Raw genomic sequence first — 11,666 nt, 5'->3', positions numbered from 1 at the left:
ATTGATCCCATGAACGACACAACGATGCACGAAACTCACGCAGCGAGCACCAAGGTGCGCGCCGTCCTTGCCGATGACGAACGACTGATGCGCGAACAGCTGCGCAGTCGCCTGAGCGAGGTCTGGCCCGATCTGGAGATCGTGGCCGAGGCCAAGAACGGGCTCGAAGCCGTCGAACTGGTCGGGCAGCACCGCCCGGACTTGGTGTTTCTGGACATCCGCATGCCCGGCCTGACCGGCGTGGACGCGGCCCGCCAGATCGCGCAACTGCCGGAAGACGACAGCTGGCTGGCGCCCGAGATCGTTTTCATCACCGCCTACGACCAATATGCGGTCGAGGCCTTTGAGCAGGGCGTGGCCGACTATGTGCTGAAGCCGGCCGAACGCGAGCGCCTGCTGGTGACCGTGCAGCGCATCAAGAAGCGCCTGGCGCAACGCCAAGAAGGCGCAGACAGCGGCGACGCACCCGAAGCCTCAGGCCCCGGCGGCGCGCCACTGCAGCAATTGCTGCACAAGCTCTCGGCCCAGATCAACCCGGGCGCCGCGCCCAAGTATCTGCAGTGGATCCAGGCCACCGTCGGTCAGGCCATCCAGATGATTCCGGTCGAAGATGTGCTGTTCTTCATCAGCGACGAGAAATACACCCGTGTGCAGACGGCGCGTGTCGAAGCGCTGATCCGCAAGCCGATCAAAGAGCTGGTGGACGAGTTGGACCCGAGCCTGTTCTGGCAAATCCATCGCTCGACCCTGGTCAATGCGCGCGCCATCGACGGCATCACCCGCGATTTCCGCGGCCGCCAGATGGTCGGCGTGCGCGGCCTGAGCGAAAAGCTCGAGGTCAGCCGCAGCTACACGCATTTGTTCAAGGGCATGTAAAGGCCCCAAGGCCGGCGGCCGCTCCGCCGCCCAGCCTGCCCTTCTTTCAAGGGCTTTGCTGGACTTGTTGCTCGGGAGCGCCAATGGCCTGGTTCAGTTCCGCCACGATGCGGTCCAGGCTGCCCTCCCCATAGCCTTTGAAGACCCGTGTGATTCGGCCGTCACGACCGATGATGACCAAGTGTGGGATGCCCGACACACCATAGGCCTGCGAGCCGATCTTGCCGGCGTCCCAGGCCAGTTGCAGGCTGAGTCCCTTCATGGCCCGCGCCACCTTTTTGTACACATCGCGGGCTTCGGTGTTGATGGCAATCACCTGCACCTGCTCACCCCCTGTTTTTTGAATGCCCTCCAAGATGGGCAACTCCTTCAGGCAGTGTGGGCACCAAGTGGCCCAGAAAGACAGCACCACCACCTTGCCGGCATAGGGCGCCAGCGAGACCGTGTCTCCGTCCAGCGTTTTGCCCACCACCTCAGGGGCCTTGTCACCCACCGCCGGCACGGCCCAGGCAGTACCTGCGAGCCCATTCAAACCGACCAGCATCCCGAAGGCCACGCACAAGCGGCGCGCATATGTTTTCAGCGTCTTCATTGGCTCTCCCTTTTTTATCGGCGCATTGCTGCCGGCCCGGTGCGGTGTTGCCCTCTGCGTTTACCCCAGCGTTTGGGCCGCGGTGAGGGCCTGATTTGCAGTTCAGCCGAGACTTCGTGCAGAACATCGCAGCAGGCGCGCGCCGCGACGCCGATTTCGAGACACTGCGTTCAGTTTCATTCGAACTCCAACTTTCTCTCGCGCAGGATCATCCCCCATGCTCAAGCTCAACGGTCTTACCCACGTCTATCCCAACGGCACCAAGGCGCTGGACGATGTGAACCTCGATATTCCCACCGGCATGTTCGGCCTCTTGGGCCCCAACGGCGCCGGCAAGTCCTCGCTGATGCGCTGCATCGCCACGCTGCAAACGCCCACCACCGGCAGCATCCGTTTTGGCGATATTGATGTGATCCAGCAGCCGGAAGCCTTGCGCCAGACCCTGGGCTATTTGCCACAGGACTTCGGTGTCTATCCGCGCGTCTCGGCCTATGACTTGCTCGACCACCTCGCGGTGCTCAAAGGCATTGCCAACAAGGGCGAACGCAAAGACACGGTGGAGACACTCTTGGCCCAGGTCAATCTCTGGGGCGTGCGCAAGAAGGCCGTGGCCGGCTATTCCGGCGGCATGCGCCAGCGCTTTGGCGTGGCCCAAGCGCTGATCGGCAACCCCAGCCTGATCATCGTCGACGAGCCTACCGCCGGCCTCGACCCCGAGGAGCGCAACCGCTTCAACAATCTCTTGGCCGCCATTGGCGAGAACGTGGTGGTGATTTTGTCCACCCATATCGTCGAAGACGTGGCCGATCTGTGCCCGCGCATGGCCATCATCAACAATGGCCGCATCGTGCAAAGCGGCGCGCCGCTGGCCTTGATGCGGGAGCTGAATGGTCGCGTCTGGCGCCGCACGGTCGACACCGATTCGCTGCCGCGCTACCAGATGGAATTGAACGTGATCTCGAACCGCCTGCGAGGCGGCCAGACCGTCATCCATGTCTTGGCCGATGCCGCGCCCGACGCGGGCTTTGAGGCGGTTCCCGGCGATCTGGAAGACCTCTACTTCGCGACGCTGAGCCGCTCGCGCAAGAGCCAAGTGGCCGGAGGATCATCCGCGGCCGCGGCCACGGCGGCCAACGCAGCCTAAGGAGCCGGCCATGCTGACCCAAATCGCCGCCTTCGAGGCGCGCTACCAGCTGCGCTCACCGCTTTTCGTGATGAGCTTCTTGATCTTCTTCCTGCTGACCTTCGGGGCGGTCACCGTTGAAGACATCCAGATCGGCTCGCGCGGCAACACCCATGTGAACTCGCCCTACATGATTCTGCAGACCATGGGTCTGATGAGCATGATGGCCATCTTCATCGTCACCGCCTTTGTCGCCAATGTGGTGATACGCGACGACGAAACCGGCTTCGCGCCGATCTTGCGCACCACCCGCGTCGGCAAGCTGGACTATCTGCTCGGCCGTTTCTGCGGCGCCATGCTGGTGGCTTTGACGGTGCTGAGCGCGGTGCCGCTGGCCATGCTGATTGGCTCCTTCATGCCCTGGGTGGACAGCGAGAAGCTCGGTCCCTTGGTGATCGGCCACTATGTCTGGGCCTTGCTGGTGTTCGGTCTTCCGACCCTCTTGGTCATTGGCGCGGGCTTCTTTGCCTTGGCCACCGTGACCCGGTCGATGGTGTGGAGCTATATCGGCGCCGTGGCTTTCTTGGTGCTGTATGGCAGCTCGCGGGCACTGTTGAAGGACCCGTCGCTGGACATGGTGTCCGGCCTGGCCGACCCCTTTGCCGTGGGCACCTTGATGCGGGTGACCAAGTACTGGACCACCGCCGAGCGCAACACCCTATTGCCGGATTTGAGCGGCATGTTGCTCTACAACCGTTTGATCTGGCTGGGCGTGGCTGCGGCGCTGTTTGCGCTCAGCGTGGCCTTGTTCCGCTTCGAAGTGAAGGGCAAGTCGCCCAAGAAGCTGGGCAAGGAGACGGCGGCGAAGGCTGACCCGGCGCCGGCGCCCCAAGCGCTGGCCATGCCCAGCCGCAGCGCTGGCGCGGCCTGGGAGCAGTTCAAGGCCTTGGTGCGTTTCGACATGGCCTATGTCTTCAAGAGCCCGGCCTTTTTGGTGCTGCTGGTGCTGGGCGTGGTGAATGCCCTGGTGGCCTTGCTGCTCACGGTGCATGAGCGCGGCGTGGACTTCCTACCGGTCACCCGCACCGTCGTCGGCGCCCTGGACGGCAGCTTCTCGCTCATCCCCGTCATCATCGCGGTGTTCTATGCCGGCGAGTTGGTCTGGCGCGACCGCGAGCGCCGCATGCACGAGATCATCGACGCCAGCGCGGCGCCGAACTGGGCCTTTATGTTGCCCAAGGTGCTGGCCTTGAGCGGCGTGCTGCTGGCTTGCTATGCGGTCGCCAGCCTCACCGGCGTGCTGTTCCAACTGGCCCATGGCTTCACCGACTTGATGCCGCAGGGCTACTTGCTTTGGTTTGTGTTGCCCAACTTGATCGGCGTGGTGCTGCTCGCCGCGCTGGCCATCTTTGTGCAGGCCCTGGTGCCGAACAAGGCGGCCGGCTGGGGCGTGATGCTGGTCTTCATGGTGCTGAGCATGGCGCTCAGCAGCGCCGGCTTCGAGCACAAGCTCTACAACTACGCCGCCACGCCTGAGGTGCCGCTGTCCGATATGAACGGCATGGAGCGCTTCTGGATCGGTCGCGCCTGGTTCCAGTTCTATTGGCTGGCCTTTGCCGCTATCTTGTTGCTGGGCGCGCATCTCTTGTGGCGGCGAGGCAGCGAGACCCGGCTGGCGCCTCGCTTTGCTCGGCTGAAGCATCGCCTGGCCGGCACATCCGGCCTGCTGCTGGGCATCGCCACCCTGGCCTGGGTCGGCAGCGGCGCCTTCATCTTCTACAACACCAATGTCTTGAACGTCTACGAGACCGGCGACGACGTGGAGAAGCTGCGCGCCGACTACGAGAAAACGCTCTGGGCCTTTGCTGAGCTGCCGCAGCCCACCATCAAGCATGTGCAGATGAAGGTGGAGCTTTTCCCCCGGGAGACCCGCGCAGAAATCAGCGGCAGCTATTTGATCGAGAACCGCAGCGGCGCGCCCTTAAGCCGTATCGACCTGCAGTGGGACAACGATTTGCAACTGCTGCAATTCGAGATGCCCGGCGCCACGCTGCAGAAAGATTTTGGCCGCCTGGCCCACCATGTCTACGCCTTGAGCCAGCCCATGCAGCCGGGCGAAACCCGCCGGGTCACCTTCCGCACCCGCTTGGCCCAGCAGGGCTTTGTCAACAGCCGGCCACTGACCCGCATCGTCGCGAACGGCAGCTTCTTGGCCAACTACATGATTGCGCCCGAGTTCGGCGTTAGCGACCGCGTCTTGTTGCAAGAGCGGGCCAAGCGCCGCAAATACGGCCTGCCGCCCGAAATGCGCCCGGCCAAGCTGGAGGACAACAGCGCCAATGGCCACAGCTATGCCCGCCGCGACAGTGACTGGGTCACTGCCGAGTTGACCCTGGTGACCGACGCCGACCAAACCCCGGTGGCACCCGGCCACACGGTCAGCGACGAGGTGGCGAACGGCCGCCGCACCTTGATGACGCGAGCCGACACGCCGATCAACAACTTCTTCTCGATGCAGTCGGCCCGTTTCCAGGTCAAAAACGACAGCTGGGTCGGCAAGGATGGCCAGCGGGTGCAGCTGCAGGTCTATCACCACCCGCAGCATGATCACAATGTGCAGCGCATGTTGGACGCGATGAAGGTCTCGCTGGACGTCTTCAGCACGGCTTTCACGCCCTACCAGTTCGAGCATCTGCGCATTCAAGAGTTCCCGGCCTATGAGCGCTTTGCTCAGGCCTTTGCCGGCACCGTGCCCTTCTCTGAAGCCATCGGCTTTCAGCAAAAGTTCGACGAGACCGAGGCCGACGAAAAAGTCGACCAAGTCACCTTCGTCACCGCCCATGAGGTGGCACACCAATGGTGGGCACATCAGCTGATCGGCGCGAACAAGCAAGGCATGACCCTGCTGAGCGAAACCTTCGCCCAGTACTCGGCGCTGCTGGTGATGGAACGGCTCTACGGCAAAGAGCAGATCCGCAAGTTCCTGAAGTTTGAGCTGGACCGTTACCTCAGCAGTCGCAGCGGCGAGTTGGTGGAAGAGCTGCCGCTGGCCCGCGTGGAGAACCAGCCCTATGTCCACTACCGCAAGGGCGCTGTGGTGATGTACGGGTTGAAAGAAATGGTGGGCGAAGAGGCCGTCAACCGCACGCTACGCAAGCTGCTGACCGAGTTTGCGTTCAAGGCGGCGCCCTACCCCGACAGCCGCGACTTCTTGCGCCTGCTGCGCGCCGAAGTTGGCCCCGCGCATGAGCAGCTGATCAAAGACTCCTTTGAGAACATCACGCTTTACGACCTGAAGGCCAGCGAGGCCACGGTCAAGCGGCGTCTCGACGGCAAGTACCTGGTCAGCCTGCAGGTCGAGGCCAAAAAGCTCTACGCCGATGGCCATGGCAAGGAAAGCGAAAGCCCGCTGAACCAAGAGCGCTTTGACATCGGCGTCTTCAGCGCCGAGCCCGGCAAGAAGGGCTTCAAGCGCGAAGCGGTGCTGGCGATGGAGCGACGCGCACTGCAGTCCGGCAAACAGACGGTGCAGGTGCTGGTGGACCGCGAGCCGCTCTGGGTGGGGGTGGACCCCTACCATCTGCGCATTGACCGCAACTCGGACGACAACTTGGTCAAGGTGACAAGGCAGCCTTGAGGCAAGCGCTCGTATTCGCTGGTCGCTGGTCACTGGCCTGCGCTTGCAGGCCAGCCCGCGGCAGATTTCTCGCGGGCTGGGCTGAGCCATACTCCCAGCCGAACATTCGACCCCAAGCACGAATATGGATCAGAGCGACCCCTGCCTCTCCACCGCCCAGGCCTTTGGCAGCGTTGCGCAGCGCTATACCGACAAGTACTTTGAGCTCAGCGATTACCAGCCGCAGCTGGACCGTTTCATCGACGGCTTGAAGCCCGAGCAGATCGAGGTGCTGGACCTGGCCTGCGGCCCCGGCAATGTCAGCGCCTATCTGCTGCTGCAGCGCCCCGGCCTGCGCATCCACGGTCTGGACTTGGCCCCAGAGATGATTGAGATCGCGCGCAACAAGGTTCCCGGCGCCGTCTTTGAAGTGGGCGACTGCCGTGAACTGATTGGCTTGGGCCGCTGCTTTGACGCTGCCGTCTTCTCCTTCGGCCTGAGCTATCTCAGTGACGAGGACGCCGAGCGCTGCCTTCGAGCCCTGCACTCCCAGCTTCGCCCCGAGGGGCTGCTCTACCTCAGCAGCATCACCGGCGACCCTGCCCAGTCCGGCAGCACCGAAGTCAATGGCCATCAGCTCCACACCCACTACCGCAGCGCCGAGGACATCTTGGCCCTCATCAGCAATGCGGGCTTTCACCTGCAGTTCAGCGCGATCGTCCCCAGCCCCGCGAATGCGAGCGTGCTAACGCAGGACTTGGTGCTGATCGCAAAGCGATGATGCGGCGCACGCGCAGCAGGGCGGGCCGCTGGAGTCGCGACCGCCGCTCACCGTCAGCCCAGCTTGTTATGCTGGGCCGATGAACCTCCACCCCGCGCCCGCCACCCTCAACCTCGCTTTGCAAGGCGGCGGTTCACATGGAGCTTTTACCTGGGGCGTGCTGGATGCGTTGTTGGAAGACGGGCAATTGCAGCTGGAAGGCATCAGCGGCACCAGCGCGGGGGCGATGAACGCCGTTGCGCTGGCCCATGGTTTTGCGCAGGCCGCAGGTGGCGCCCACAAAGCCGATCCGCTGGAGCGGGCGCGCGAGTCGCTGGCCGCCTTCTGGGAAGGCGTGATCCAACTCGGCGCGCTCAGCGAGGCGCAGCGTGCGCCGTTTGCCTTGCTCTTCGGCCATTGCGGCGATCAGCAGGCGCCGCTGGCCTCGATCTGGATGCAGGCCATGAGCAGCTTTTGGACGGCTACGGTCTCGCCCTACCAAAGCAACCCGCTGGACCTGAACCCACTGCGCGACTTTGTCAGCCGCCACATCGACTTTGAGCGACTGCAGAAAATGAGCGTTAGCAAGAGCTGCGCACTGGTCCCCAAGGTGTTTGTCGTGGCGACCCGCGTGCGCAGCGGCAAGGCGGAAATTTTCTCGGGCAAGCGCCTGAGCCTGGATGCGGTGATGGCCTCGGCTTGCCTGCCCACGCTGTACAAAGCCGTGGAGATCGAGGGTGACCATTTCTGGGACGGCGGCTATGCCGGCAACCCGGCCATCCACCCGCTGATCTACGAATGCGCGGCGCGTGATGTGATGCTGGTGCAGATCAACCCGATCCAGCGCGACAAACTGCCCACCACGCCCAGCGAGATCATGGACCGGCTCAATGAGGTGAGTTTCAACGCCGGCCTGATCGCCGAGATGCGCGCCATCGACTTCGTCAAACGCCTGCTGGCCGAGGGGCGCCTGGACCCAACCCATTACAAAGACGTGCTGATGCACCGCATCGACGGCGGCGAGGCGCTGGAGGCCTTTGCCGCGTCGAGCAAAAGCTCCACCAGCGCCAGCCTGATCCATGAACTGCGCGATCTTGGCCGCGCGCAGGCTCAGGCCTGGCTGCGCCGCAACCGGCGCTCCTTGAGCCAGCACAGCACGGTCAATATCAAACAAGACTATCTGGACGACTTGCGCCTGCCGGTGCATCTGCGCTCTTGAGCGGGACCGGCCACGGCAACAGCCGGCCCGGCATCCACCGGGCCGCTTGTCAGGGTGTCACGATGCCCAGCAACTCCACCTCGAACACCAAGGGCGTGTTCGGCGGGATCTCGCCGCCACCAGCGCCGCGCTCGCCATAGGCGAGGTTGGCGGGGCAATGCAGCATGGCCTTGCCGCCCACCTGCATCAGCTGCACACCTTCGGTCCAGCATTTGATGACACGCGAAAGCGGGAACTCGGCGGGCACGCCGCGCTTCAGGGAACTGTCGAACTCCCGGCCATCAAGAAAGCGGCCCACATAGTGCACCCGCACCTTGTCGGCGGCGGTCGGATGCGCGCCCGTACCTACCTTCAGCGGCTCGTAGCGGAGGCCTGAGTCAGTGGTCAGCGGCTGCGCCGCACTTGCCGCAGCGGCCGGAGCGGAGGACGCAGCGGCGGCGGACGCAGCAGCGGCTGGTTTGCCTGCGGCCTTGGCCGGGTTCTTGGCCGCGGCGGACGCCTCCAACGCAACGAAGGTGCCGAGCAACAAGGCCGCGGCGGCGATGAGACTTGTCTTGATCATGAAGGACTCAATGAAAGTAAACCGCCATCATCGCAGTGTCGGCGCAGGCATGGAGGACTAGCGACGGTGGGCACTTGAGCGCACGATGGGTCGGCCCTAGACTGCGCTCCTTCGACCAGTTTGACCACCAACCTCAGATCAAGCGCTCAAAAGCCCAGCCATGATGAAACAAAGAATTGCCGCCTGCAGCTGCGGCCAATTGAGCGTCACCACGCGGGGCGAGCCGCGTCGGGTTTCGGTCTGCCATTGTTTGGCCTGTCAACGACGCAGCGGCAGCGTGTTTGCGGCGCAAGCCAGATTTCCACGCGACGCGGTGCAGATACAAGGCGAGTCCCGCCAGTACACCCGCACCAGCGATGACGGCAACGGTGTCGTCTTCAGCTTTTGCCCGCAATGCGGCGCGACGGTCCATTACGCGGTCGAGGGCTACGACGTGGACAACATCGCCATCCCCGTTGGCGCATTTGCCGACCCCACATTCCCAAGCCCTTCGGTCTCGGTGTACGAGGAACGGATGCACCGCTGGGTGACGATGCCGGGCGAGATGGAACATTGCGCCTAAGTCAGCGCTTAGGTGTGCAGGTACTGGCGCGCCGGATTAACGCTTGGCCTGATCCGCGGCCTTGGCCGCATCCGACGCGGCACCCTTGGCAGCCAGCGATTCGCGTAGGCGCTTGAGTTTTTCGCGCGGGTCTTCTTTCGTACCACCTTCGTTCAAGCGCATCTCGGTGATAAAGCGGCTGGGGATGCCCATCACCAACTCGCGCGACTTCTTGCGGCGGCGCAGCGTGCCCACCGCCAAGGTGGTGCGGGCGCGGGTGATGCCCACATACATGAGGCGTCGCTCTTCTTCCAGGCGCTGGGCCGTCATCTCTTCATCGTCGGCCTTGAAGGGCAAGAGGCCCTCGTTGACGCTGGCCAGAAACACATGCGGCCACTCCAGGCCCTTGGAGGCATGCAAGGTGGTCAGGGTGACCTGGTCCTGCTCTTCCTCGCGCTCGTTCAGCGAGATGATGACGCTGATGGTTTGCGCCACCTGCAAGACGCTTTGCTTCTCGGCCTCAAAAGTGCTGCCGCCGTCTTGCGTGACCTGGCCGCCGCAGCGCTTGGCCACCCAATCGACAAAGTCCAGCACATTGTTCCAGCGCGCGATCGCGACGTTCTCGTTGTCTTCGCTGCCGAGCAGATGCTCTTCGTAGCCAATATCCTTGAGCCACTCCAGCAGCAAGGCCTTGGCCGGCTCGCTGCCCTCGGTGTGCTTGGCACGGAACTCCAAATCAGTCACATAACGACCAAACTCATGCAATGAGCCAATGGCCTTGGCGCTCAGCACGGTGGCCAGCGAGTCGGAGAACAGCGCCTCGAACATGCTGCACTTCCACTTGCCGGCAAACTGACTCAAGGCACCCAGCGTGGTGTGGCCAATGCCGCGCTTGGGCGTGGTGATGGCGCGCAAAAAGGCCGGGTCGTCGTCTTGGTTGACCAAGAGTCGCAGCCAGGCGCACAGGTCCTTGATTTCGCTCTTGTCGAAAAAGCTCTGGCCACCGGAGACCTTGTAGGGAATTTCGGCCCGACGCAGCGCTTTTTCAAAAGTACGAGCCTGGTGGTTGGCACGGTAGAGGATGGCAAAGTCGGCGAACTTCTGCGCCTTGCCTTCGGCGCGCAGGGCCTGGATGCGCGCCACCGCGCGCTCGGCCTCATGCTCTTCACCGTCCGACTCGACCAGGGAGACCGGGTCGCCATCGCCGTACTCACTCCACAGCTTCTTCTCGAATATCTTCGGATTGACCGCGATCACATTGTTGGCAGCGCGCAGGATGGCGCCGGTGGAGCGGTAGTTTTGCTCCAGCGGAATCACCTTCAGCTCCGGGTAGTCCACCGGCAGGCGCTTCAGGTTCTCGATGGTGGCGCCGCGCCAGCCGTAAATGCTTTGGTCATCGTCACCCACGGCAGTGAACATGCCGCGTTTGCCGACCAACTGCTTGAGCAAGTCGTACTGCACCGCATTGGTGTCCTGGTATTCATCCACCAGCACATAGCGCAATTGATCCTGCCAGCGCCCGCGCGCCTCGGCGTTCTCGGTCAACAAGCGCAGCGGCAGACTGATGAGGTCGTCAAAGTCCACCGCCTGATAAGCCGCCAGACGCTCTTGATAACGCTCCATCACGATGGCAGCCGCGCGCTCGTGGTCGTCCTTGGCCATCACCAGCGCCTGCTTGGCGGTCAGCCCCTGGTTCTTCCAGAGCGAGATGGTCCACTGGTAGGCCTTGGCCTGATTGGCATCGACGGTGCCGCCGGCATCGCGCAGCACGCCCATCACATCGTCGCTGTCCAGAATCGAGAACTGCTCTTTCAAGCCAACCAGCGGGCCTTCTTGCCGCAGGATGCGCACACCCAGCGAGTGAAAGGTCGAGATCACCAAGTCCTTGGCCGCGCGCGGGCCGATCAGGCTCTTGGCGCGCTCGCGCATTTCCTGCGAGGCCTTGTTGGTAAAAGTGATGGCGCCGATGTTCTTGGCCGCATAGCCGGCCTGCAGCAGGCGCGCAATCTTTTGCGTGATCACGCTGGTCTTGCCCGAGCCCGCCCCGGCGATCACCAGACAGGGGCCGTCCAGATGATGAACGGCCTGCATTTGGGCGGGATTGAGGGTGGTAGCGGGCTTGGCAGACATGGCAGCAATCGGGGGCAGCCCAGCATGATAGCCAAGCCGGCAAAACTGAGAGCCTATACGCGATCAAGTGACCGACACAGAAACCGGTTACAAAGCAGCAGGTCAAGCAAGCGTGGCGCCAATGCGCCGACGCTTGGTGTCTGTTTTCGTCCCGGAGAGGTCTGCGATGCAACTGCCTACTCATCGCGCCGCTGCGTGCAATGGAGTCAGGGCAACCCCTTACGTTGACGGCCATTGAATGGTGATG

9 protein-coding genes are annotated in these 11,666 nt (G+C 63.2%); 6 read left to right on the top strand and 3 right to left on the bottom strand.

From position 1 onward, the window contains the following. Positions 1–9: 9 nt before the first annotated feature. Positions 10–876, top strand: a complete 867-nt coding sequence (locus WG899_RS17005; protein ID WP_339596844.1) for a LytR/AlgR family response regulator transcription factor — start codon at positions 10–12, stop codon at positions 874–876. A 46-nt stretch (positions 877–922) separates the two neighbouring features. Here WG899_RS17005 and WG899_RS17000 read toward each other — a convergent pair whose 3' ends face one another. Further along, positions 923–1,468 (bottom strand): TlpA family protein disulfide reductase, encoded by a 546-nt coding sequence (locus tag WG899_RS17000; RefSeq protein WP_339596843.1) that lies wholly within the window; start codon positions 1,466–1,468, stop codon positions 923–925. Positions 1,469–1,685: 217 nt separating this feature from the next. Here WG899_RS17000 and WG899_RS16995 point away from each other — a divergent pair, with 217 nt between their 5' ends. The 4 genes from WG899_RS16995 to WG899_RS16980 all read left to right on the top strand — a co-directional run bounded on the left by WG899_RS16995 (position 1,686) and on the right by WG899_RS16980 (position 8,186). Next, positions 1,686–2,612, top strand: a complete 927-nt coding sequence (locus tag WG899_RS16995; protein WP_339596842.1) for an ABC transporter ATP-binding protein — start codon at positions 1,686–1,688, stop codon at positions 2,610–2,612. Between the two features lie 10 nt (positions 2,613–2,622). Further along, complete coding sequence (locus tag WG899_RS16990) at positions 2,623–6,228, top strand: ABC transporter permease/M1 family aminopeptidase (protein ID WP_339596841.1); 3,606 nt, start codon at positions 2,623–2,625, stop codon at positions 6,226–6,228. Between the two features lie 124 nt (positions 6,229–6,352). Beyond that, positions 6,353–6,988, top strand: coding sequence for a class I SAM-dependent methyltransferase (locus WG899_RS16985; protein ID WP_339596840.1), 636 nt, complete (start codon positions 6,353–6,355; stop codon positions 6,986–6,988). Between the two features lie 79 nt (positions 6,989–7,067). Further along, on the top strand, positions 7,068–8,186 hold the full coding sequence (locus WG899_RS16980) for a patatin-like phospholipase family protein (protein WP_339596839.1): 1,119 nt from the start codon (positions 7,068–7,070) through the stop codon (positions 8,184–8,186). A gap of 49 nt (positions 8,187–8,235) precedes the next feature. Here the strand turns inward: WG899_RS16980 and WG899_RS16975 are convergent, their stop codons facing one another. Further along, entirely contained in the window at positions 8,236–8,748 is a 513-nt protein-coding gene (locus WG899_RS16975; RefSeq protein ID WP_339596838.1) for an FKBP-type peptidyl-prolyl cis-trans isomerase, read from the bottom strand. Between the two features lie 160 nt (positions 8,749–8,908). On the opposite strand from WG899_RS16975, the gene WG899_RS16970 reads away from it, so the two are divergent. Continuing rightward, the gene (locus tag WG899_RS16970; RefSeq protein WP_339596837.1) at positions 8,909–9,310 is read left to right on the top strand and encodes a GFA family protein; all 402 of its coding nucleotides are present in this window, start codon (positions 8,909–8,911) and stop codon (positions 9,308–9,310) included. Positions 9,311–9,346: 36 nt separating this feature from the next. Here WG899_RS16970 and WG899_RS16965 read toward each other — a convergent pair whose 3' ends face one another. Then, a complete protein-coding gene (locus tag WG899_RS16965) occupies positions 9,347–11,419 on the bottom strand; it encodes an ATP-dependent helicase (protein ID WP_339596836.1) in 2,073 nt (690 codons plus the stop codon). Positions 11,420–11,666 lie beyond the last annotated feature (247 nt).

Source organism: Paucibacter hankyongi, assembly GCF_037482915.1.
Taxonomy (GTDB): Bacteria; Pseudomonadota; Gammaproteobacteria; order Burkholderiales; family Burkholderiaceae_C; genus Paucibacter_A; species Paucibacter_A hankyongi.
Note: the sequence above shows the minus strand (reverse complement) of the source record. Positions and strands in the feature narration are given on the sequence as shown.